The sequence below is a fragment of the Pseudomonas sp. H3_E07 genome (genome assembly GCF_054668895.1).
This window is the reverse complement of sequence record NZ_CP162795.1, coordinates 5,633,644-5,655,154: the sequence shown is the minus strand read 5'-3', so window position 1 is coordinate 5,655,154 and position 21,511 is coordinate 5,633,644. Positions and strand designations below refer to the sequence as shown.

General features: G+C 61.1%; 20 protein-coding genes and 1 pseudogene. 10 read left to right on the top strand and 11 right to left on the bottom strand.

All coding sequences use genetic code 11. The features are described from left to right. Positions 1-21: 21 nt before the first annotated feature. The gene (locus tag AB4O08_RS26170; RefSeq protein WP_010210133.1) at positions 22-942 is read left to right on the top strand and encodes a bifunctional helix-turn-helix transcriptional regulator/GNAT family N-acetyltransferase; all 921 of its coding nucleotides are present in this window, start codon (positions 22-24) and stop codon (positions 940-942) included. A 37-nt stretch (positions 943-979) separates the two neighbouring features. On the opposite strand, the gene AB4O08_RS26165 is transcribed toward AB4O08_RS26170, so the two are convergent. Both AB4O08_RS26165 and AB4O08_RS26160 read right to left on the bottom strand, forming a co-directional pair. Further along, positions 980-2,383 (bottom strand): MFS transporter, encoded by a 1,404-nt coding sequence (locus AB4O08_RS26165; RefSeq protein ID WP_010210132.1) that lies wholly within the window; start codon positions 2,381-2,383, stop codon positions 980-982. Between the two features lie 143 nt (positions 2,384-2,526). Further along, a complete protein-coding gene (locus AB4O08_RS26160; protein WP_010210131.1) occupies positions 2,527-3,057 on the bottom strand; it encodes a GNAT family N-acetyltransferase in 531 nt (176 codons plus the stop codon). A gap of 153 nt (positions 3,058-3,210) precedes the next feature. Between AB4O08_RS26160 and proP the strand changes: the two genes are divergently transcribed. Both proP and AB4O08_RS26150 read left to right on the top strand, forming a co-directional pair. Beyond that, a complete protein-coding gene (proP, locus tag AB4O08_RS26155; RefSeq protein WP_010210130.1) occupies positions 3,211-4,713 on the top strand; it encodes a glycine betaine/L-proline transporter ProP in 1,503 nt (500 codons plus the stop codon). A gap of 51 nt (positions 4,714-4,764) precedes the next feature. Continuing rightward, complete coding sequence (locus AB4O08_RS26150; protein ID WP_010210129.1) at positions 4,765-5,268, top strand: GAF domain-containing protein; 504 nt, start codon at positions 4,765-4,767, stop codon at positions 5,266-5,268. Between the two features lie 48 nt (positions 5,269-5,316). Here the strand turns inward: AB4O08_RS26150 and AB4O08_RS26145 are convergent. Continuing rightward, positions 5,317-5,418, bottom strand: a pseudogene (locus tag AB4O08_RS26145) (AraC family transcriptional regulator N-terminal domain-containing protein); the annotation flags it as partial. A 94-nt stretch (positions 5,419-5,512) separates the two neighbouring features. Here AB4O08_RS26145 and AB4O08_RS26140 point away from each other — a divergent pair. Then, on the top strand, positions 5,513-8,095 hold the full coding sequence (locus tag AB4O08_RS26140) for a bifunctional diguanylate cyclase/phosphodiesterase (RefSeq protein ID WP_460114510.1): 2,583 nt from the start codon (positions 5,513-5,515) through the stop codon (positions 8,093-8,095). Here the strand turns inward: AB4O08_RS26140 and AB4O08_RS26135 are convergent. Next, positions 8,088-8,909 (bottom strand): AraC family transcriptional regulator, encoded by an 822-nt coding sequence (locus tag AB4O08_RS26135; RefSeq protein ID WP_021492999.1) that lies wholly within the window; start codon positions 8,907-8,909, stop codon positions 8,088-8,090. The genes AB4O08_RS26140 and AB4O08_RS26135 overlap by 8 nt on opposite strands. Before the next feature lie 98 nt (positions 8,910-9,007). Here AB4O08_RS26135 and AB4O08_RS26130 point away from each other — a divergent pair, with 98 nt between their 5' ends. Together AB4O08_RS26130 and AB4O08_RS26125 are read left to right on the top strand one after the other, a co-directional pair. After that, positions 9,008-10,219 carry an MFS transporter gene (locus AB4O08_RS26130; RefSeq protein ID WP_010210123.1) on the top strand — a complete coding sequence of 404 codons (1,212 nt, stop codon included), beginning with the start codon at positions 9,008-9,010 and terminating at the stop codon, positions 10,217-10,219. Between the two features lie 109 nt (positions 10,220-10,328). Next, positions 10,329-11,495 carry a GGDEF domain-containing protein gene (locus AB4O08_RS26125; RefSeq protein ID WP_021492998.1) on the top strand — a complete coding sequence of 389 codons (1,167 nt, stop codon included), beginning with the start codon at positions 10,329-10,331 and terminating at the stop codon, positions 11,493-11,495. Positions 11,496-11,579: 84 nt separating this feature from the next. On the opposite strand, the gene AB4O08_RS26120 is transcribed toward AB4O08_RS26125, so the two are convergent. Then, positions 11,580-11,885 carry a DUF2834 domain-containing protein gene (locus AB4O08_RS26120; protein WP_010210119.1) on the bottom strand — a complete coding sequence of 102 codons (306 nt, stop codon included), beginning with the start codon at positions 11,883-11,885 and terminating at the stop codon, positions 11,580-11,582. An 83-nt stretch (positions 11,886-11,968) separates the two neighbouring features. Between AB4O08_RS26120 and AB4O08_RS26115 the strand changes: the two genes are divergently transcribed. Together AB4O08_RS26115 and AB4O08_RS26110 are read left to right on the top strand one after the other, a co-directional pair. Further along, positions 11,969-12,757 (top strand): helix-turn-helix domain-containing protein, encoded by a 789-nt coding sequence (locus AB4O08_RS26115; RefSeq protein WP_045792042.1) that lies wholly within the window; start codon positions 11,969-11,971, stop codon positions 12,755-12,757. 53 nt (positions 12,758-12,810) lie between these two features. Then, positions 12,811-14,520 carry an amidase gene (locus AB4O08_RS26110; protein ID WP_460114509.1) on the top strand — a complete coding sequence of 570 codons (1,710 nt, stop codon included), beginning with the start codon at positions 12,811-12,813 and terminating at the stop codon, positions 14,518-14,520. Positions 14,521-15,340: 820 nt separating this feature from the next. Here AB4O08_RS26110 and AB4O08_RS26105 read toward each other — a convergent pair. The 4 genes from AB4O08_RS26105 to AB4O08_RS26090 all read right to left on the bottom strand — a co-directional run bounded on the left by AB4O08_RS26105 (position 15,341) and on the right by AB4O08_RS26090 (position 17,964). Next, positions 15,341-16,078, bottom strand: a complete 738-nt coding sequence (locus tag AB4O08_RS26105) for a CPBP family intramembrane glutamic endopeptidase (RefSeq protein ID WP_042572264.1) — start codon at positions 16,076-16,078, stop codon at positions 15,341-15,343. Between the two features lie 7 nt (positions 16,079-16,085). Then, on the bottom strand, positions 16,086-16,556 hold the full coding sequence (locus AB4O08_RS26100) for a RidA family protein (protein WP_010210112.1): 471 nt from the start codon (positions 16,554-16,556) through the stop codon (positions 16,086-16,088). Then, positions 16,553-16,771, bottom strand: a complete 219-nt coding sequence (locus AB4O08_RS26095) for a DUF6434 domain-containing protein (RefSeq protein ID WP_021491535.1) — start codon at positions 16,769-16,771, stop codon at positions 16,553-16,555. Before AB4O08_RS26095 ends, AB4O08_RS26100 begins: the two co-directional genes overlap by 4 nt. A gap of 95 nt (positions 16,772-16,866) precedes the next feature. Then, positions 16,867-17,964 (bottom strand): SMP-30/gluconolactonase/LRE family protein, encoded by a 1,098-nt coding sequence (locus AB4O08_RS26090; RefSeq protein ID WP_460114508.1) that lies wholly within the window; start codon positions 17,962-17,964, stop codon positions 16,867-16,869. Between the two features lie 218 nt (positions 17,965-18,182). Between AB4O08_RS26090 and AB4O08_RS26085 the strand changes: the two genes are divergently transcribed. Beyond that, the gene (locus AB4O08_RS26085) at positions 18,183-18,614 is read left to right on the top strand and encodes a nuclear transport factor 2 family protein (protein WP_010210109.1); all 432 of its coding nucleotides are present in this window, start codon (positions 18,183-18,185) and stop codon (positions 18,612-18,614) included. 28 nt (positions 18,615-18,642) lie between these two features. On the opposite strand, the gene AB4O08_RS26080 is transcribed toward AB4O08_RS26085, so the two are convergent. After that, positions 18,643-19,968 (bottom strand): aminotransferase-like domain-containing protein, encoded by a 1,326-nt coding sequence (locus AB4O08_RS26080; protein WP_044287273.1) that lies wholly within the window; start codon positions 19,966-19,968, stop codon positions 18,643-18,645. A 90-nt stretch (positions 19,969-20,058) separates the two neighbouring features. On the opposite strand from AB4O08_RS26080, the gene AB4O08_RS26075 reads away from it, so the two are divergent. Further along, a complete protein-coding gene (locus tag AB4O08_RS26075) occupies positions 20,059-20,949 on the top strand; it encodes a DMT family transporter (RefSeq protein WP_010210107.1) in 891 nt (296 codons plus the stop codon). Here the strand turns inward: AB4O08_RS26075 and AB4O08_RS26070 are convergent. Next, a complete protein-coding gene (locus tag AB4O08_RS26070) occupies positions 20,946-21,500 on the bottom strand; it encodes a YceI family protein (RefSeq protein WP_010210105.1) in 555 nt (184 codons plus the stop codon). The genes AB4O08_RS26075 and AB4O08_RS26070 overlap by 4 nt on opposite strands. Positions 21,501-21,511 lie beyond the last annotated feature (11 nt).

Below are 21,511 nucleotides of genomic sequence, written 5' to 3'. Positions count from 1 at the left end.
CAACTATTCGAGCATTTCAGCATGTCCACTCCCTTGCTTGTCGAACGCGCCGGCATCGTGCGCAGTTTCAATCGCTTCTACACCCACCAGATCGGCGTACTGCAGGAACACCTGCTGCAAAGCGACTATTCGCTCACCGAAATCCGCGTGATGTACGAATTGTCTACCCGCGGCGATCTCACCAGCGCGGACCTGTGTCAGATGCTCAGCCTCGACGCGGGCTACTTGAGCCGATTGACCAGTGGCTTCGAAAAGAAGGGCCTGATCCAGAAAGTCCGCTCCGCTACCGATGCACGGGCGGTGCAACTGCATCTCACCGACCACGGCCGTGCGGTGCTGAAGCCCCTGGAACAGCAGACCCAGAACGAAGTCATCACCCTGCTCGAGAACTTGCCTGAACCACAACAGCGGCAACTCACCGACGCCATGAAACGCATCCAGGCCCTGCTGCAAGGCACGGCGCCCAACTACCTGCTGCGCGATCCTCAACCCGGCGACATGGGCGTGGTGGTGCAGCAACAAACCGCGTTGTATGCCCGTGAATACGGTTGGAACTGGGAGTTCGAAGCGCTGGTGGCGGAGACTGTCGCCAAATACCTGAGGGCGTTTGATCCCACCTGCGAGCGTTGCTGGATCGCGGAAAAAGACGCTGAAGTGGTGGGTTCGGTGTTCGTGATCCGCCACGACGACACCACGGCCAAGCTGCGCATGCTTTACGTGGATGCCAGCGCGCGGGGCATGGGTATCGGCCAACGGCTGGTGGATGAGTGCGTACGCTTTGCCCGGCAGGTCGGCTACCAGCGCATGCAGCTGTGGACGGTGGACGTCCTCAGCGATGCGCGCAAGCTCTATCAGAAAGCCGGGTTCGAATTGGTCGAGGAAGAAACGATGGACAGCTTCGGCAAATCCCTGGTCAGCCAGACCTGGGCGCGTGCGTTGTGAAAGAGGCCCGCGCCGTTGCGGCGCGGGACATCGGACCTTACAGGTCAGTGATTTCCTTGTGACGCGGCACCAGTGTCTTCATCACACTCCAGGCCACCAAGTAGGCCAGCGCGCAGATGGCGAACATGATCATGTAGCCGGTGTGGATGTCACCGACCGACTTGTAGTAGTCGAACACCCAACCGCCGATCTTGGTCATTACCACGCCGCCCAGGCCGCCGGCCATGCCGCCGATACCGACCACCGAGGCCACGGTTTTCTGCGGGAACATGTCCGACACGGTGGTGAAGATGTTGCATGACCACGCCTGGTGCGCCGAGGCGCCCACGCCGATCAGCAATACCGGCACCCAGAAGCTGATGTAGCCCAACGGCTGTGCCAGCAACACCACCAGCGGGAACAGCGCGATCACCAGCATGGCTTTCATGCGGCCATCGTAGGGTGCATCACCGCGCGCCATGAAGTAGCTGGGGAACCAGCCGCCGCCGATGCTGCCGACCATCGTCATGCTGTACAGCACCGCCAGCGGCATGACGATATCGGCGCCTTTCATGCCGTATTGCGCCGACAGGTAGGTGGGCAGCCAGAACAGGAAAAACCACCACACGCCGTCCGTCATGAACTTGCCGAAGGCAAACGCCCAGGTCTGACGGTAGGTGAGCAACTTGAACCAGGAGACTTTCTTTTCCGGGGCGCCGGCCGGCGCTGGGGTGAAGGGCTGCACGGTCTGATCACTGCGGATATACGCCAGTTCTTCGGGCGACAGGCGTTTCTGCTCCTCCGGCTTCTGGTAAAGCGCGATCCACACCACAACCCACACGAAGCCCAGGCCGCCGATCACGATAAACGCCGCTTCCCACCCCCACAGACCGGCAATCAACGGCACGCAGATCGGCGCCAGGATTGCGCCGACGTTGGCACCGGAGTTGAAGATACCCGTGGCCAGCGAGCGTTCCTTTTTGGGGAAATACTCAGCAGTCGCCTTGATCGCAATCGGGAAGTTGCCCGCTTCGCCAATCGCCAGTACCGCACGGGACAACATGAAACCGGCAATCGACACCGGGATCACCGCCAGGCCAATCGCACCACTGATGGCCGCAATGCCCTCGCCCATGGGCACCGAGAACGCATGCATGATGGCGCCCGTGGACCAGATGGCGATTGCCACCACATAAGCCGCCTTGGTGCCGATCTTGTCGACAAAGCGCCCGGCAAACAGCATGGAGATCGCGTAGACGAACTGGAACACAGCCGCAATGTTCGCGTAGTCAGTGTTGCTCCAGCCAAATTGCGTCGACAACTGAGGCGCCAGCAAGCTGAGCACCTGGCGATCGAGGTAGTTGACGGTGGTCGCGAAAAACAGCATCGCGCAGATGGTCCAGCGATAGTTGCCTACAGCTTGGCCAACGCGGTGCGCGTTGATGGGCTCGTTCAAGTTCATGGCATCACTTTTTATTTTTGTTAGATAGGACATATGTAACGTCATATGTCGTCGTACAACTGTGGCTTTTATATCGGGACGCCTGAACGCTGTCAATCTGAAAGATTGCCGCTTATCCCGGTATTGCGTGGGTATTTGAAATATCAGGAAAAATCAGTTGTAGGATGACAAATCCGAAAAACCAGGCTTGGTGCCTTCCCCGGCACATCATCGAGCACGCCGAAACGCTGCATGCCGATCTTTTCCAATACGCGGATTGATGCCCCATGGTCCGGTCGCACCAGGCCGAACACCTCGCCCAGGCCGAGCGTCTGGAATGCCAGCGCCAAGGCATCACGGCCCAACTCGGTGGCGTAGCCCTGCCCCCAGGCTTGCACCGCAAAACGGTACCCCAGGTTGATACGCCGTTCGGCCAGGTAGTCGAGCGGCGCGATTCCACCAAAGCCTATGATGTGATGCGGCGTTTCAGTGCGTGCAATCGCCCACCAGCCGTAGCCCTGGGTGGCCCATTGTTCAAGCCATTTATCCAGCAAGCGTTGCGCCCCCTCAAGACTGGCGATGGGGCCAGAGGGGTTGAACACATTGGTCTGCGGATCGCCGTAGATCGCGAACAATCGCTGCACGTCGCACGCTTGGGGTGGGCGGTAGATCAGGCGTGACGCGACGGCCGACATACGGATTACTCCCCTGTGAATCTGTAAAGTTCAAGCTTTCTGCAAAAAAACGCAAATAGAGCTGAATTATTTCATGTCCGCTTGTATCTGAACTGACAGAGCGGTGCCATCGCAACGATGGCACCTCCCCTGTTCTGCTTTAGAGTGCTCCGCATGAAATTACGTAAGAAAAGCGTCAAGCCCATCGGATTGAAAGACATCACCATCGTCGACGACACCAAGGTGCGCAAGGCAATCACCGCCGCAGCCTTGGGTAACGCCATGGAATGGTTCGACTTTGGCGTCTACGGTTTTGTCGCCTATGTGCTGGGCAAGGTGTTCTTCCCGGACGCCTCACCCAGCGTACAAATGATCGCCGCACTCGGCACCTTCTCCGTGCCGTTCCTGATCCGCCCACTGGGTGGCCTGTTCTTCGGCGCACTGGGCGATAAGTACGGGCGGCAGAAGGTCCTTGCCGCGACCATCGTGATCATGTCCCTGAGCACCTTCGCCATCGGCCTGATCCCCTCCTACGCCTCTATTGGCATCTGGGCGCCGATTTTGCTGTTGCTGTGCAAAATGGCCCAGGGTTTCTCGGTAGGGGGTGAATACACCGGCGCGTCAATCTTCGTCGCCGAGTATGCCCCGGACCGCAAGCGCGGCTTTCTCGGCAGTTGGCTCGACTTCGGCTCCATCGCCGGTTTCGTGCTGGGCGCGGGCGTGGTGGTGCTGATTTCCAGCATCCTGGGCGAAGCCGACTTCGAGTCGTGGGGCTGGCGCCTGCCGTTCTTCCTTGCCCTGCCGTTGGGCATCATCGGCCTGTACCTGCGTCATGCGCTGGAGGAAACCCCAGCCTTCCAGCAGCACATGGACAAAATGGAGCAAGGTGACCGCGAAGGCCTGACACACGGCCCCAAAGTCTCGTTCAAGGAAGTCGCGACCAAGCACTGGCGTAGCCTGTTGACCTGCATCGGGATTGTTGCGGCGACCAACGTGACCTACTACATGTTGCTCACCTACATGCCGAGCTACCTGTCGCACAACCTGCACTACAAAGAAAACAGCGGCGTACTGATCATCATCGCGATTATGGTCGGCATGCTGTTCGTGCAGCCTTTCATTGGTTTTATCAGCGACAAGATCGGCCGCAAGCCCTTCATCATTGCCGGCAGTATCGGCCTGTTGTTCCTGTCCATCCCGGCGTTCATGCTGATCACCAGCGGCAAGATCGGCCTGATCTTCGCCGGTTTGCTGATCCTCGCCGTGATCCTCAACTTCTTCATCGGCGTGATGGCTTCGACGTTGCCGGCAATGTTCCCCACCCACCTGCGCTATAGTGCGCTGGCCAGTGCGTTCAACGTGTCGGTACTGATCGCCGGCCTCACCCCGACCGCCGTGGCCTGGCTGGTGGAAAGCACCAACGACCTGTACATGCCCGCCTACTACCTGATGGTGTTTGCCGTGGTCGGCCTGATCACCGGCCTGACCATGAAGGAAACCGCCAACAAGCCGCTGCGTGGCGCCGCACCGGCGGCTTCGGACATGGAAGAAGCCAAGGAATTGCTGCAGGAACATCACGACAACATCGAGCAGAAGATCGAAGACATCGATGCCGAGATTGCCGAGTTGGAAGCCAAGCGCAAGAACCTTGTAGAGCAGCATCCGCGCATCAATTAAAACCTGAACATACAGGGTGGCCCTGGCCACCCTGCCATTGGAGTGTCACCCATGGTTCCAAGCGTCACCGCTTCGCAGTCCTTACTCAGCGCAAACGAACGCGCCGCTATCGCCGAAATAGAAGCCACCACCAGCATCCTGCAATTGGTCACCCGCCTGACCGGGATGCGCTTCGCCGGCATCGCCAAATTCACCGACCTGGAATGGGTGGTGTGTTCAGTCCATGACACCATCGACTTGGGCATCCATGTCGACGACGTGCTCGCCCTGGAAACCACCCTGTGCAGCGAGTTCTGCATCAACCCGCAAACCTTGTTCATCCCGCAGATCAGCCAGAACGGCCGCTACGCCGCCCGCCCGGTGGTCAAGCAATTCGCCATCGAGAGTTACGCCGGCGCCCCGATCTTTCTGCCCGATGGCCGCCTTTTTGGCGCGCTGTGTGCGCTCGATTCCAGGGCGATGCTGTTTGAAGACCCCAACCTGCCAGAAACCCTGAGCCTGTTTGCGCGACTGATCGGCTGCATATTCTTTGCTAATTTGACGTCCGATCATTGACCGGCGTACTCACGGCTGAACTGCGAAGGGCGTTCATAGCCCACCTTGAACGCCACGCTGGATCAATGGTGCTAGCACGGGGCTGGCTTCAGGCTCATCGAGCAGCGCCGCCAGGCGCGCGAACGACGCCAGCATGCCATCGGTCGCCGTGGCTGGCAGCACGCGCCAGCGGTCTCAATATTTTCCCGGCGCAGCCGATAGCACGTGATACCCCCTGACTTGCAGCGACGCCCTGCGGGAAACAATGCCGAACTCTCTCGCTCCTATCGTCCGCTCACTGTCCGATCGCACCAGCCTGTCGCTGGCGCGCACCTCACTCTTCAGGTTCATGGCCTTGCTGGCCGTGGTCTTTGCAGCCGCCGCTTACTCGCTGATTTTCCTTGCCCAAGAACTGGACCGCTCCGAGCAGGTTGAAAGCGCGTTCTACACCCGTAGAGCCGTGCAGTCTCTGGAAAAATCCCTGCGGGTGACCGTCAAGGACTACGCCTTCTGGAGTGATGCCTACCGGCACCTGCACGTGAAAGTGGACGACGATTGGGCCTTTGTCCGGGGCAACATCGGCGCGTCGCTGTTCGACGACTTCGGCTTTCAAGGCCTGTTCGTGGTCGACGACGCCAACCGCACGGTGTATACCGTCGTTGACGGCCAATTGCAGACAGTCGAACTCACCCAGTGGCTCGGCGGGCCCATCACTGGAATTATCGAGCAGGCTCGCGCCGGTGCAGACAGCGAGACATCCGCCACGACCTTTATCAACGTGCGCGGCAGCCCTGCTTTGGTGGCCGCCGCCGCCATCACCCCCGGCACCGACCCCACGGTGTTGCCCGACGGCCGACCGGCGTCGGTGCTGATCTTTGTCGACATCCTCGACAGCGCAAAACTGACAGCGATCGGCGATGAATTCGGCGTGGACAAACTGCACATCGCTACCCCCGATGAAATCGGCAAGACCTTGCTCTTGCCCCTCGGCGACAACGGTGCGGCCGGCAGCCTGCACTGGGAGCCGGCTCGCCCCGGTTTGCGCCTGATGGGTGTAGGCCTGCCCTTGTTGGGCCTGGCTGCGTTGCTGGTGTGCTTGATGTCTTGGGTCATTTCGCGCCGCACGACGGCGGCCGCGCTCGCCCTGGACGCCAGCCATTCCTCGCTGCAGAACAGCCAGAATGCCCTGGCCACCAGCGAAGCACGTTTTCGCGATGTGGTGGAAGCCAGTTCCGATTGGGTCTGGGAAATCGACGGCGACTGGCGCTTTACCTACCTGTCGGAACGCTTCGAAGGTGTGACCGGGCTGGTGCGCGATGCCTGGATCGGCGCCACGATAAACGATTTGCTGGAAACCGAAACCGGCCTGCTGTCCCAGTGGCTCAGCGCACCTGGGCGTCGCCCGGATATCAGCGTGCAGTGTCGTTACGTCGATGCACTGGGGCTGGAACGCAGCACCCGGCTGTCCGCACGGCAGATGCCGTGTGGCGGGTTTCGCGGCACCGCCACCGATGTGACGGAAGAAGTCGAAGCCCGTCGACGCATCGAGTTCTTGTCCCAGCATGACGCCCTCACCGGGCTGCCCAATCGCACGCGGCTGCAAGCGTTCCTGGAAGGCAAGTTCAAGGCCATGCCCACCTCGGAGCAGCCCCTGGTCATGCTCAGCCTGGACCTCGATCGATTCAAGCCGGTCAATGACCTGCTTGGACACGCTGCTGGTGATCGGGTGCTCAACGAAGTGTCTTCCCGACTGGCCGACTGCGTACGCCATGGCGATCTGGTCGCCCGTATTGGCGGTGATGAGTTTGTATTGATCCTGACGGATGCAGGTACGCAAGACGAAGTCGAAATCCTGTGCAAGCGCCTGATCGAATCCATAGAGCGCACGATCAGAATCGACGAGCAAGAGGTGTTCGTCAGCGCCAGCATCGGGATCGCCATCGCCCCCAACGATGCCCGCGAGGCCGCGGAACTGCTGCGCTACGCTGACATAGCCCTGTACGAAGCCAAAGCGGCAGGCCGTAATACCTGGCGGTTCTACTCCGGCGACATGAACGCGCGGATCATCGAACGTCGACGCCTGGAGAGCGATCTGCGCTACGGCATCAAGCACGGCGAGCTGCGCTTGTATTTCCAGCCGCGCTATCGCATCGCCGACGGGCAAATGGTAGGCGCCGAAGCCTTGGTGCGCTGGCAGCATCCTGTGCGTGGGCTGATTGCACCTGACACCTTCATCCCGATTGCCGAAGAATCGGGGCTGATCCTGGCGTTGAGCGACTGGGTACTCGAAACCGCCTGCGCGTGCGCTGCCCAATGGCCGGAACATCTGTTTGTCTCGGTGAACCTGTCACCCACCGAGTTCAAGCGGGGCAACCTGGTGGAGCGCACACGCCAGGCACTGGCGGTCTCCGGTATCGACCCGGCGCGAGTGGAACTTGAAATCACCGAAAGCGTCATGCTTGAAGATGCCAGCGGCGCACTGGAGGTCATGCACACGCTCAAGCGCTTGGGCCTACGCATCGCCATGGATGATTTCGGCACCGGCTACTCATCCCTGAGCTATCTGCGGGCGTTCCCATTCGATGGTTTGAAGATCGACCGCAGCTTCCTGACCCGCCTGGAAGAAAGCGACGATGACAAGGCAATCATCCACGCGATTGTCGGTCTGGGCCGAGCCCTGGCCCTGACGGTGACAGCCGAAGGCATCGAAACCGCTGAGCACTTGGCAATGCTCAAGAGCGTGGCGTGTGAAGAGGGCCAAGGCTATTTCCTCAGCCGACCGCTGGACTTCGACGGGTTCAACGGCCTGCTGGACCTGCACGCCAACGTCACGCAGGGTGCTACCTGAAGAAATGACTCGGCGTCTTGCCGAACTGCTTCTTGAACATGCTGGTAAAGGCGCTCGGGCTTTCATAGCCCAGCTCCAGGGCGATATCGATCACCTTCTCCCCCACCGCAATGCGCTCCAACGCCAGCAGCAAGCGCGCCTGCTGGCGCCACTGGCCGAAGGTCATGCCGGTTTCCTTGCGGAACAGGCGCTGGATGGTTTTCTGGTCCAGGCTCAGGCGCTCACTCCAATGCGCCACAGTCGAAGCGTCACCCGGTTCATCTTGCAACGCGAGGCAGATGCGCTGCAGGCGCGGGTCGGCGGGCTGGGGCAAAGACAGTGGCAATGCGGGCAGGATGGCGAGTTCGTCAAGGATCAGGTGCATGATCCGCGCGTCCCGCGAGTCCTCGGCGTACGGCGGTTTCAGGCTCACCGACGCCTTGATCAGCTCGCTCAGCAACGGCGAGATGCTCACGGTCTTCGGCTCGCCGGGCATGTTCGGGAAGCGATCCGGGCGCACAAACACGCTGCGCATTTTCAGGGTGCCCACGCAACGCAGGGAATGCACCTGCCCGGCGGGCATCCAGATCCCGCGATTGGGCGGCACCGTCCATTGGTTGAGCGCCGAGTACACCACCATCACGCCTTCGATGGCATAGAGCAGTTGGTGCTTCTCGTGGCTATGCTCGGGGATCACCCAGTTTTCCGGGTAATCCGTGGCGGAACTGATGACCGCCCAGGCGCCTTCATTGATTTCCTGGAGGAATTCGTTCAGTGGTTTAATCATTTCGCCCTTTTTGCGATAGTTGTCGCCCGAATTACGCGAGACAGGCATTCCTGACGAATCTAGCATGAACGCCGAATCATTTTGTAATGGATGGCCGCCTTAAGAAGTGGCCGCCTCTGATTAGCTGCCTTGTATGGAATGCCTGCATGTCGACCCTCACTGCGTCACCCGCCGCTGCAACCACGACACCCCAAGCCAGCCCCTTGGTCATGCGTATCCTCGGCGCCTGCGCCCTCGCGCATTTGATCAATGACCTGATCCAGGCCGTGCTGCCGTCGATCTACCCGATGCTCAAGGCCAACTACGGCCTGTCGTTTACCCAAGTGGGCCTGATCACCCTGACCTTCCAACTGACCGCCTCGCTGCTGCAGCCATGGATCGGCTACCACACCGACCGCCACCCAAAACCATGGCTGCTGCCGGCGGGTATGGTGTGCACCCTGATCGGCATTCTGATGCTGGCGTTTGTCGGCAGCTTCCCGGCGATTCTGCTCGCTGCCGGCTTGGTCGGCGTTGGCTCGTCGACCTTCCACCCGGAAACCTCCCGCGTCGCGCGCCTGGCCTCCGGCGGGCGCTACGGCCTGGCGCAGTCGACGTTCCAGGTCGGCGGCAACACCGGCAGCGCCTTGGGCCCGTTGCTCGCGGCGGCGATCATCATTCCCTACGGCCAGGGCCATATCGCCTGGTTCGGGCTGTTTGCGGTGTTCGCCATCCTTGTGCTGTACGGCCTGAGTCGCTGGTACCGCCACCACCTCAACCTGTTCAAGCTCAAGCAAGGCGGCAAAGCCACCCACGGCCTGTCCAAAGGCCGCGTGACCTTTGCCCTGGTGGTGCTGGCCGTGCTGGTGTTCTCCAAATACTGGTACATGACCAGCCTGACCAGCTACTTCACGTTCTACCTGATCGAGAAATTCCAGCTGTCGGTTTCCAGCTCCCAGATGTACCTGTTTCTGTTCCTCGGCGCCGTGGCCGTCGGCACCTTTGCGGGCGGCCCGATCGGCGACAAGATCGGCCGCAAGAAAGTCATCTGGTTCTCCATCCTCGGCGCCGCGCCGTTCACCCTGGCCCTGCCCTACGTCGACCTGTTCTGGACGGCGGTGCTGAGTGTGGTGATCGGCTTTATCATCGCGTCGGCCTTCTCGGCCATCGTGGTGTATGCCCAGGAACTGGTGCCCGGCAACGTGGGCATGATCGCCGGGGTCTTCTTCGGCCTGATGTTCGGCTTCAGCGGGATCGGTGCGGCGTTGCTCGGTTTGCTCGCCGATACCCACGGTATCGAGTACGTGTACAAACTGTGCTCGTTCCTGCCGTTGGTGGGCATCCTCACGGTCTTGTTGCCCACGACCAAAGGCGCCTGACCTGCCGATCATCGCCTGGCTGTGTGCCATCACGATGAACGCTCTGAAAAACCTGCGTGTGCGCTTACAATCCCGGTTCTAAACGCACACCAGGCAGACCCGGCAAGAAATGACGCTCGACCCTCCTACGATTTTGGCACTCACCGTTGCCCTGGCAGCCGCTGCCGCCCTGTACCTGGCCGTTGAATGGCGCAGCGTGCGCGAACCTTCGCTGCTGTGCTGGAGCACCGGTTTCGCCACCATCTGCATCGGTTCAACCCTCGCCCTGCTGCGCATCAATGGCTACCTGATGATCGGCATCTGGTTTGCCAACGGCTTGCTGGTGACTGCGCACTTCCTGTTTTTGCTCGGCGTGGCGCGGTTCACCCAAACGCGCCTGTCGCGACTGTGGCTGCTGATGCTGGTGGTCTGGCTGGGCATGCTGATGTTGCCGGCCGACCCTTTATGGTCCAAAGCGATGCTGGCTGTGCAGTCACTGTTAGTGGCATTGCCGACGCTGCGCGCCAGTTTCCTGCTACGGCCCCACGGCAAATCCTTGAGCATCGGCGCGGTGCAGTTGCGGTATGTGCTGCTGATTCATGGTGGGTTTTATGTGGCCAAGGCGCTGTCGGTGCTGATCCCCGGCACCTTGATCGACCTGGCCGCCTTCAAAGGCGAGATCATTCAGATTTCCCTGGTGGAAGGCGCCATGGCGATCATGCTGATTGCACTGTCGATGACCGGCTCCGAACGCTACCGCCGCGAACAACAGATCGCCCGCCTCGCCGCCCGCGACCCGCTGACCGCCCTCTACAACCGCCGCGCCCTCGACCTGCGCGCACCGCGCCTGCTTGCCCAAGTGTCGCCGGCGCAACCGGGAGCGCTGTTGCTGATCGACATCGACAACTTCAAATCGGTCAACGACCTCCACGGCCATACCGCCGGCGACCGCCTGCTGATCGCCTTGAGCGAAATGATCCGCGGCGTGGTGCCCCAGGGCGCGCTGGCGGCACGCCTGGGCGGGGATGAATTCGTGATCCTGCTCAACCCGGCGTCCACCGAACAGATCGTCGAACTGGGCAGCAGCCTGCGCGACCAGTTTCACCAACTCGCCTCGCAGACCTTCAACACCCCGGCGCCAGTGACCCTGAGCATCGGCGCCAACCTGTTCGATCAACCGCCGCCGAGCCTGGCGGCGTTGATTGAGCAAGGGGATACCGCGCTGTATGAAACCAAGCGCGGCGGGCGCGACAGTATTCGTCTGGTGGACCGGACCGGCGCCAGTTCCTACGGTTAGAGCTCGTCAACGAGCGTGCTCGTGACGAACGCAAGCACGCTCACCGCCCCCGTCAGCACACACCGCGCATCGAGGTGCAAACGCTCATTCATCCCGGCCTCCGTTCACCACCAGATAAAGCAACGGCCCCACCGACACAAACACCGCCGTGAGCAAAAAATAGGGCAGCACCGACGCCACCGACCGACCGCGCCGCTGCGTATCCCGGTACATCCATACACATGCCAGCACCGCCATCAGGTACAGGTCGATCACCACTTGCGCGGTGTCCGGCCGTGACAGCAGCTCCCGTCCAAAGGCCAGCAGCGACTGATCAGCCGTGAGCATCGTCGCCAGGGTGTACAGTGAAAACCCGAGCAAACCAGCCAGGGCAACATAAGGTCTTTTCATGGTCGCGTCCTTGAAGTGATAAAGGCCCACGTTAGTGATAGGGTTCGGCCCTTCGCAATGACCTCGGAGGTCATGATTCCGCCATGGACAACCCTGTTACTGCCGGCGAACAACTGCGCCAATTGCGCCGGCACGCCACGTTGAGCCAACTCGACCTGGCCCTGATCACCGGCATTTCCCAGCGCCACCTCAGTTGCATCGAAACCGGACGCGCCAAGCCGAGTCCCGGAACGTTACACAACCTGTTGACCGCGCTGGAGGCACCGCTGGAGCAGTGCAACCGCATATTCCTCGCCGCCGGATACGCCCCACGCTATGCCGCCACCCCACTCGCCTCGCCCGCCATGGCGGCGATTCGTGAAGCGGTCAGCCATGTACTGCACGCCAACAATCCAGCCCCGGCCATTCTGTTGGGCAGCCAGTGGCAAGTGCTGGCGGCGAATGCCAGTACCGGCGTGTTATTTGAGTTGGTGGGTATTCGTCAGGATGCGGCCGAGGGCGTGAACTTGCTGACGACGCTGCTGCAACCTGGCGGCCTGGGCGATCATCTGATCAATGCCGACGAGATCCGCATCCTGGCCTGGCAACGCGCCACCCGAGAAGCGCTGGGCAACCCCGAACTGGCGGCGCTGCTGGCGGGGTTGCCGACACCCGCCAACACCGACCTGCCTGCGCACCTGCCACCGCTGGTGCTGACCCGTGTGCGCTCAAGCCAGGGCGAGCTGAATTTTCTGTCCACCTTCACCACCTTCGGCATGCCCCAGGACATCACCCTCACCTCCCTGCGTATCGAACACCTGATTCCCGCTGACGAGGCCACGTGGCAGGTGATGCGCGGCGCCTATGCGGATTATGCGACGCTGGTTTTGTGAAATATCTGTACGTAGACTGCCGCCATACCCCCATTTGAAGGCGGCGAAAAAACGTGATGCAAGTTACCGAAGTCTCCATTGCCCAATTGCGCGCTGCGCTTGAATCCGGCCAGACCACGGCCGTAGAACTGGTAAAAGCCTACCTGGCACGGATCGATGCCTATGACGGTCCGCAGACCGCCACCGCCTTGAACGCCGTGGTGGTGCGCACCCCCGAAGCGCTGAAGGAAGCCGAGGCGTCCGATGCACGCCGGGCCAAAGGCGAAACCCTGGGGCCATTGGATGGCATTCCTTACACCGCCAAAGACAGCTACCTGGTCAAGGGCCTGACTGCGGCATCCGGCAGCCCGGCGTTTGCCAAGCTGGTCGCCCAGCGTGATGCGTTCACCATCGAGCGCCTGCGCGCCGGCGGTGCCATCTGCCTGGGCAAGACCAATATGCCGCCGATGGCCAATGGCGGGATGCAACGTGGCGTGTATGGCCGCGCAGAAAGCCCGTATAACGCCGATTACCTGACCGCGCCGTTTGCCTCCGGCTCGTCCAACGGCGCTGGCACCGCGACGGCGGCGAGCTTTGCGGCCTTTGGCCTGGCAGAAGAAACCTGGTCAAGCGGGCGCGGCCCGGCGTCCAACAATGGCCTGTGCGCCTACACCCCGTCTCGCGGGGTGATTTCGGTGCGCGGCAACTGGCCGCTCACGCCGACCATGGACGTGGTGGTGCCTTACGCCCGCACCATGGCCGACCTGCTGGAAGTGCTCGACGTGGTGGTCGCCGAAGACCCGGACACCCGTGGCGACCTGTGGCGCCTGCAGCCGTGGGTGCCGATCCCGAGCGTCACCTCGGTACGCCCTGCTTCCTACGCTGAATTGGCGTCGACTGCCGAGTCCCTCGCCGGCAAACGCTTTGGCGTGCCGCGCATGTACATCAACGCCGACCCCGACGCCGGCACCAGCGAAAAACCTGGGATCGGTGGCCCGACCGGGCAGAAAATCAACACCCGCGCCAGCGTGATCGACCTGTGGCAAGACGCACGCCAGGCGCTGACAGCCGCCGGCGCAGAAGTGATCGATGTGGATTTCCCGCTAGTGTCCAACTGCGAAGGCGACCGCCCTGGCGCACCCACCGTGTTCACCCGGGGGCTGGTGTCCAAGGAATTCCTCCACGATGAACTGTGGGAACTGTCGGCCTGGGCCTTCGATGACTTCCTGCGCGCCAACAACGACCCGGCGCTCAACCGCTTGGCCGATGTGGACGGGCCGAAGATCTTCCCCCACGACCCCGGCACCCTGCCCAACCGTGAGGACGACTTGGCCGCCGGCATGGACGAATACGTGCGCATGGCCGAACGCGGCATCACCCCGTGGAACGAGATCAGCACAGTCCCCGATGGCCTGCGCGGGTTGGAACAGACCCGGCGGATCGACCTGGAAGACTGGATGGATAAGCTCGGTCTCGACGCAGTGCTGTTCCCGACCGTCGCCGACGTCGGCCCGGCGGACGCCGACGTGAACGAAGCCTCTGCCGACATCGCCTGGAGCAACGGCGTCTGGGTGGCTAACGGCAACCTCGCCATCCGCCACCTGGGCGTGCCGACCGTTACCGTGCCGATGGGTGTAATGGCGGATATCGGCATGCCGATAGGGCTGACATTCGCCGGGCGCGCCTATGATGATTCGGCGCTGCTGCGGTTTGCCTCGGCGTATGAAGCGACGGGCAGCAAACGCCAGATTCCACCGCGCACACCGCCGTTGGCGCCGATGTAACTGACTCAACGCAATCAAAATGTGGGAGCGGGCTTGCTCGCGAATGCGGTCTTTCAGTGACGGATATACCGACTGACCCACCGCTTTCGCGAGCAAGCCCGCTCCCACATTTTTTCACCGCATTTCAAATTGACTGAGCGGTGCATCAACCTGTAAAGCCATCGACAGTACACGCCAGAACGCGGTCCAACTGTGGGAGCTGGCTTGCCTGCGATGGCGGTCTTTCAGTGACAGATATACCGACTGACCCACCGCTTTCGCGAGCAAGCCCGCTCCCACATTTTTCACCGTATTTCAAATTGACTGAGCGGTGCATCAACCTATAAAGCCATCGACAGTACACGCCAGAACGCGGTCCAACTGTGGGAGCTGGCTTGCCTGCGATGGCGGTCTTTCAGTGACAGATATGCCGACTGATCCACCGCTTTCGCAGGCAAGCCCGCTCCCACATTTTTCACCGCATTTCAAATTGACTGAGCGGTGCATCAATCTATAAAGCCATCGACAGTACACGCCAGAACGCGGTCCAACTGTGGGAGCTGGCTTGCCTGCGATGGCGGTCTTGCAGTGACCGATATGCCGACTGATCCACCGCTTTCGCAGGCAAGCCAGCTCCCACATGTTTGAGGGCATTTCAAATCGATTGGGCGGTGCTTCGACCATGAAGCCACCGGCAGTAAACGCCAGATCCCAACCTGGAACGCAGTTTAAATGTGGGAGCGGGCTTGCTCGCGAATGCGGTCTTTCAGTGCCAGATATGCCGACTGACCCACCGCTTTCGCAGGCAAGCCAGCTCCCACATTTTCACCTGCATTTCACATCAAGCCATCTGAGGCACCGCAACCAGCAGGATTGCCGTGCCATGGGTCAGCGTCGCCGCCAACACCCCGTAGCGCATGCGCACCAGCGCACAGGCCAACCCTTCGATCAGCGTGAACAACAACACCGGCCAGCCCAACTGGGTGACGCTCAGTGCCAGGAACGCATGGCAAGCCGCAAACGCCACGCCGCTGGCCAGTGCGGCGCGTAAGGGCGCGACATGCTGTTCCAGATAACCCTGCAAATAACCGCGAAACAACACTTCTTCCAATGCATTGGCGCCGTAGGCCAGGACGACCATCCCCGGTAGCCATACCCAATAACCCGGGATCGCTGACGCCTCGATACCCTGGTAAAACCGGAGCGGCACACCGATCAGGCACCCGACGGCGATCCCGACCGTAAGGCCTGACGCGCGATGCCCCTTGGACCAGAGGATAAGTGGCGACAAGTCTGGCGCCACGCGCACGAGCAAGGCGATCAACAGCACCGACAAGCCACCCAGCGCTGCCAATACAAAGGTGTTTGCCGTGAATGCCAGTTGCACCGCGCTGCCAAGCGACCACATGCCCAAAGGGGTCATCACATCGCGCATCAGCACAAACGCGACCAACAGAATCAGGATGCGCATGCCCGTCAGCGACTTGGGCGTGAGTGCGAACCACAGGCCAAAGAGCAGCAGGCCCGGCGCCAGATACGTGCCGTAGTTAATCAGTACCGCCATTCCCTGGGTAATCATCGGTCGCTCAACCGTGTGCCACCGCAATCATATCGACCTCCACCGCCGCCGACTTCGGCAACTGCATCACCCCCACCGACGTACGCGTGTGCGCCCCGGCGGCACCCAGAATTTCGTGCAACAAATCCGACGCGCCGTTGGCCACCTCACTCTGCTGATCAAAATCCTCGGCACTGCGCACGTACACGGTGATGCGCGGGATCGCCCTGACCTGGTCCAGCGAACCCAACGCCTGTTTGAGCAACCCCAAGCAACGCAAGGCACTGATACCGGCGGCGATTTGCGCCTGGGCCACGGTCAGGCTTGCTCCAACCTTGCCCGGCAGCACGATCGCATCGCCGACGCGGGGGATCTGGCCACTGATGTAGAGGTGGTTGCCGTCGCGAACCAACGGCGTGTAGTTACCGCCGATTTTGAATTCGTCCAACTGATAGCCAAGGCGTTGCTGGGCGGCCTGGTATTTCTCATCGGGTGTCATGGGCGTGAATCCTCGTTTCGGCGCAGCCACTCATCCACCACGTCGCCCAGGGTCTTGGGCTGGTCGTTGCGAATCCAGGCCATAAAGGGACGATCGAATTTGAACCCCGGACCGCAGTGCTCAAGCATGAAGCGGCGTACGTTTTGCGTGTTTTTGTAGTGTGGGGTCACGGGGGTGCTGCGGGTGATGGCGTCGCTGTGCCAATTGAAGTCCATTTGCGTGACGCTCTGATGCCTCAGGAGCCAGCAGCATAGCGCCAAATGCCACGATGAACGCCTGCCAACCGACGCCCATCGTGTTTTTTTACACGTTAGCTGCCGAAGCCGGCGTCCCGCGTATTGACGAACAACGAATAGATCGAATGGCTGCCGGCCATGAACAGGCGGTTGCCTTCGCGGCCGCCAAAACACAGGTTGGGGCAGCGTTCGGGCAGCGAGATATGCCCGATGGCCTTGCCCTGTGGATTGAACACGCGCACACCATCGAGTTTTTCCAGGTCAGCCTTGGGGTCACCATTGCCGCCCCAACCGCACCACAGGTTGCCGTTCTCGTCACACTTGATGCCGTCCAGCGCTGCGTAGTCGAAACCTTCGATGTGCTTGCGACGGGCACCGAGCGTGCCGTCGTCCTTAACGTCGATGGCCCAGATCAGTCGGTTGGGTTTGGCCCGACCTTCCACGACGTACAAGACTTTTTCATCCGGTGAAAAACTCAGGCCATTGGGTCCGTTGAGGTCGTCGATCACCCGCGTGACCGTGCCGCTTTCGCCGTCGATGCGATAAACGCCATGGGGCTGGGTGGGTGCGATCTTGTGCCCCTCGTAGTTGTTGCTGGTCTGGAACGGCGGGTCAGTGAACCACACCGAGCCATCCCGCTTGCACACGATATCGTTGGGTGAGTTGAAAGGCTTGCCGTCAAAGCTGTCCGCCAGCACTGTAAGGCTGCCATTGTGTTCGGTACGGGTGATTCGCCGGCCCTCGCGGGTGGTCGTCGAACCTTCGCACACCAGCAGGCGGCCCTGGCGATCGCGGCACATGCCGTTGGAGAAATTGGCATTTTCGCGGTACACCGACAGGCTGTCGGTCACTTCGTCCCAGCGCACGATACGGTTATTGGGAATATCGCTGACCAGCAGGTAGCGGCCATCGCCGATCCACACGGGCCCCTCGGCCCAGCGCAAACCGGTTGCCAACCGTTCGACACTGGCGTTGAACAGGCGCAACTCCAGGAAACTGTCATCGAGCACTTTGATCAGTGGGTCCGGATAACGCTGGCTCAACGGCTCGGCAGCATCTGCCAGGCGAGGCAAGTTACCCAGCACCGCCACCGATGCGGAAACAGCCAAGGAACGCTTGAGGAAGACGCGCCGAGTGTGGTCGGTCCGCGTGGGCAGAGGAGGAAGATCCATCGTGTGTCTCCGTTATTTTATTGTTAGACGGGACGCCATTCTTAACCAGTGATGAGACATCGTACAATAACAATACGATCTCAAAACCCATTCCCAGCAAGACCTGCGTAAATAATCAAAAAATCACTTTCCAAAATCAGCTTGGATATTGCAATGTTATACGACGACACAAACAGTTACATGTTGTCCGCCACTTCAACAACAATAAGGAAACATCCATGCCAAACGTCAAAGTACTGATCGGCTTTCTGTGCCTGTTTACGGGTTATGTCGCCGCAGCGCCTGCCCCTGCTGAAAAGGAGGTGGCCCAAGCGGTCGACCAACTGACCCAAGCCATGCTGCACCTGGACCTCAAGCAGCTTCATGCGCTGACGTCCGACAAGCTCACCTACGGCCACTCCAGCGGCAAGGTGCAGAACAAAGACCAATTCATTGCCGACCTGGAAACCCATACCAGCGCGTTCAAGACCCTGGAAATGCAGAACCAGACCATCACCCTGCAAGGCGACACCGCGCTGGTACGCAACCACTTCCATGCGCTGGCGGTGAACAGTGGCGTGGAAGTGCCCACTGATATCGATAACTTCCAGGTGTGGCAGAAGCAAAAAGGCAAATGGCTGTTGATCGGACGCCAGGCCTACAAGTACTGATGCCGATCGGTGAGCCGTTGAGCGCGGCTCACCATTCCACCACCTTGCGCACGCTGAGCAATGCCTCATGCAGGGCTGGCATTGCTACCGAGCCCAAGGCCAGGCGTAGCGCATGCGGGACATGGGCCGAGACGGCAAACGGCTCGGCGGTGGACACGGAAATATTGTCGCGCTGCAACGTCATGGCGACCTGATCGGCCCGGGCGTCTTCCGCCAACGGTAACCATAAGAAATACGACGAGGGATGGCTGGTGTAGGCCAGCCCTTTCAACACCCGCGCAGCCAGGGCCTGGCGGGCCTGGGCGTCCTCGCGCTTTTGCGCCTCCAGTTGTGCCACGGTGCCATCTTCGATCCAGGCCACCGCAATGGCGCTCATCACACCGGGCACGTTCCAGGTCGTGGCCATGATGGCGCGCTCGAGCGTTTTCACCCAATCGCTCGGCGCCGCGACAAACCCCACGCGCAAACCGGTCGCGACACTTTTTGAGAGCCCGCCCACATACACCGTGCGTTCCGGCGCCAGGGTCGCCACGGGTGGCGGTGCGTTTTCGGCCAAGAACGCGTAGGCCGCATCCTCAATGATCATCAGATTGTGCTGACGGGCGATGGAGACCAAGCGCTCGCGCTGGGCCAGATCCATTACCCAGCCGAGGGGGTTGTGCAAGGTCGGCATGCTGTACACGGCACGCACCGGCCGCTTGCGACACAGGTTTTGCAAGGCCTCCAGGTCCGGGCCGGTCGGCGTCACCGGGATCGCGACAATTTCCAGGTGCAGGGTCTCGGCCAGCACCTTGAACCCCGAATAAGTCAATGCATCCACCGCAATCACATCGCCGGGCTTGAGCAACGCCATCATCGTCACCGCCAGGCCATGTTGGGCGCCGCTGGTCAGCAGCACTTGTTCGGGGTCAACGGTGAGCCCTCGACTGAGCAAATGCCGCGCAAACGCCGCGCGCTCATGCAGGCGCCCGGCATGGGGCTGATAGCGCAACAACGCTTCAAGGTCGCCGGACAGCGCGAGTTGGCGCAGCGCCGTACGCAACAAATCTGCCTGACCCGGCAACGCGGGGTAGTTGAAATTGAGATCGAGCATCCCCGCCGTCACCGTCATCTGTCCACTGCCCTGCCCTGGCGGCAACGAGATCTCGCGCACGAAGGTGCCACGCCCGGTTTCGCCGCTGACCAAGCCCATGGCCTCAAGCTCGGTGTACACGCGACTGGCGGTAACCAAGGCCAAGCCATGGTCGGCGGCCAACTGGCGGTGCGTCGGCAGGCGCATGCCAGGCGGCATTTCGCCGCGGCGGATGGCGGCGGCAAAAGTATCGACCAGGGACTTGTAGCGGGCGCGCGGCATTCGGATGTATCCATGACAATTTTTTGATTGTCTTAATGTTCGCCCCTAGGATGACCTGAACGCAACCCCTCCGGCTTCGAGCACGCCATCATGGAACGTACCTCCCCTATCAACACCCTGGACACCCGCACCCAAGGCTGGATCAACGGCTTTATCGGCGTGGTGATTTTCAGCGGTTCACTACCCGCCACGCGCCTGGCCGTGATGGAATTCGACCCGGCATTTCTCACCATGATCCGCGCGGCCATCGCCGCCGCCCTGGGTGTGCTCCTGCTGTGGCTGTTCAAGGAAAAACGCCCTGCGCGCAATCAGTGGGGGCCGCTGGTGGTCGTTGCTCTTGGGGTGGTGATCGGCTTTCCCTTGCTCACCGCCCTGGCGCTGCAATACGTGACGTCAGCCCACTCCATCGTATTCATTGGCCTGCTGCCCCTGGCCACCGCGGTGTTTGGCGTGTTGCGCGGCGGCGAGCGCCCACGTCCGGTGTTCTGGATGTTCTCGATCCTAGGCAGTGTCTGTGTGATGGGGTATGCGTTCGCCCAAGGCTTGAGCGCCGCACCGGCCGGCGACCTGCTGATGCTGCTGGCGGTGCTGGCCTGCGGCCTGGGATACGCCGAAGGCGCCACGCTGTCACGCAGCCTGGGCGGCTGGCAGGTGATTTGCTGGGCGCTGGTAGTGTCGGTCCCCGTGGTGGTGCCCTTGAGTCTGGTCCTCGCCCCCACCCATTTCAGTGGCATCAGCTTGCCGGCTTGGCTGAGCCTGGGTTACGTGTCGCTGTTCAGCATGCTGATCGGCTTTGTGTTCTGGTACCGCGGCCTGGCCCAGGGTGGCATCGCCGCCGTTGGCCAATTGCAATTGCTGCAACCGTTTTTCGGCCTGGCACTCGCGGCGGGCCTGCTGCATGAGCAGGTCAGCCTGGGCATGGTGTTGGTGACCGTCGCGGTGATCGGCTGCGTGGCCGGCGCAAAGAAATTCGCCCATTAACGCTGCGGTGCGACCATCTTGAACTTGATGTTGATGTCGTTGGACACCACGCTGTTACCGGCCCACTCGCCCTCGCCGATCTTGAAATCGCCGCGTTTGAGGACGAACTCACCGTCGAACACACCGATGCCACCGTGCTCCTTGAGCACCACGTCCACCTTCACGGGGTGTGTGGTGCCCTTGATGGTCAGGTTGCCGCTGATCGTGTAGCGGTTGTCCCCCAGGGCCGTGACGCCAGTGGACTCATACACGCCCACCGGATAGGTCGCGGTATCAAACCAGGAAGCACGTTGCAGTTCGTCGTTCGCATCCGGGCTGCCGGCGTCGATGCTGGCGAGCTGGATCTTGAGCACCGCTTGCCCGACCTCCGGCTGTTGCGTGTCGAAGGTCAAGGTGCCTTCAAATTCGCTGAAGGTGCCGTATACCCGCTGCCCCAATTGCGTGTAGGTGAAGCTGATCTGGCTGGCGGTGCGGTTGACGTCCTTGTACTCCACCGCCTGGGCGCTGGAAACATAAGCAAGGATCAGGGCCAGTACGGCGACCGGGGACATTAGACGTTTCA

What these genes read in the sequence shown, in the direction of transcription:
- AB4O08_RS26105 (WP_042572264.1), bottom strand. Translation starts at nt 16,078, where the DNA reads ATGATTACCCAGGGAATGGCGGTACTGATTAACTACGGCACGTATCTG.
- AB4O08_RS26100 (WP_010210112.1), bottom strand. Translation starts at nt 16,556, where the DNA reads ATGACACCCGATGAGAAATACCAGGCCGCCCAGCAACGCCTTGGCTAT.
- AB4O08_RS26120 (WP_010210119.1), bottom strand. Translation starts at nt 11,885, where the DNA reads ATGAAAAGACCTTATGTTGCCCTGGCTGGTTTGCTCGGGTTTTCACTG.
- AB4O08_RS26160 (WP_010210131.1), bottom strand. Translation starts at nt 3,057, where the DNA reads ATGTCGGCCGTCGCGTCACGCCTGATCTACCGCCCACCCCAAGCGTGC.
- AB4O08_RS26125 (WP_021492998.1), top strand. Translation starts at nt 10,329, where the DNA reads ATGACGCTCGACCCTCCTACGATTTTGGCACTCACCGTTGCCCTGGCA.
- AB4O08_RS26140 (WP_460114510.1), top strand. Translation starts at nt 5,513, where the DNA reads ATGCCGAACTCTCTCGCTCCTATCGTCCGCTCACTGTCCGATCGCACC.
- AB4O08_RS26085 (WP_010210109.1), top strand. Translation starts at nt 18,183, where the DNA reads ATGCCAAACGTCAAAGTACTGATCGGCTTTCTGTGCCTGTTTACGGGT.
- AB4O08_RS26135 (WP_021492999.1), bottom strand. Translation starts at nt 8,909, where the DNA reads ATGCCTGTCTCGCGTAATTCGGGCGACAACTATCGCAAAAAGGGCGAA.
- AB4O08_RS26095 (WP_021491535.1), bottom strand. Translation starts at nt 16,771, where the DNA reads ATGGACTTCAATTGGCACAGCGACGCCATCACCCGCAGCACCCCCGTG.
- AB4O08_RS26130 (WP_010210123.1), top strand. Translation starts at nt 9,008, where the DNA reads ATGTCGACCCTCACTGCGTCACCCGCCGCTGCAACCACGACACCCCAA.
- AB4O08_RS26165 (WP_010210132.1), bottom strand. Translation starts at nt 2,383, where the DNA reads ATGAACTTGAACGAGCCCATCAACGCGCACCGCGTTGGCCAAGCTGTA.
- AB4O08_RS26080 (WP_044287273.1), bottom strand. Translation starts at nt 19,968, where the DNA reads ATGCCGCGCGCCCGCTACAAGTCCCTGGTCGATACTTTTGCCGCCGCC.
- AB4O08_RS26070 (WP_010210105.1), bottom strand. Translation starts at nt 21,500, where the DNA reads ATGTCCCCGGTCGCCGTACTGGCCCTGATCCTTGCTTATGTTTCCAGC.
- proP (WP_010210130.1), top strand. Translation starts at nt 3,211, where the DNA reads ATGAAATTACGTAAGAAAAGCGTCAAGCCCATCGGATTGAAAGACATC.
- AB4O08_RS26075 (WP_010210107.1), top strand. Translation starts at nt 20,059, where the DNA reads ATGGAACGTACCTCCCCTATCAACACCCTGGACACCCGCACCCAAGGC.
- AB4O08_RS26170 (WP_010210133.1), top strand. Translation starts at nt 22, where the DNA reads ATGTCCACTCCCTTGCTTGTCGAACGCGCCGGCATCGTGCGCAGTTTC.
- AB4O08_RS26090 (WP_460114508.1), bottom strand. Translation starts at nt 17,964, where the DNA reads ATGGATCTTCCTCCTCTGCCCACGCGGACCGACCACACTCGGCGCGTC.
- AB4O08_RS26115 (WP_045792042.1), top strand. Translation starts at nt 11,969, where the DNA reads ATGGACAACCCTGTTACTGCCGGCGAACAACTGCGCCAATTGCGCCGG.
- AB4O08_RS26150 (WP_010210129.1), top strand. Translation starts at nt 4,765, where the DNA reads ATGGTTCCAAGCGTCACCGCTTCGCAGTCCTTACTCAGCGCAAACGAA.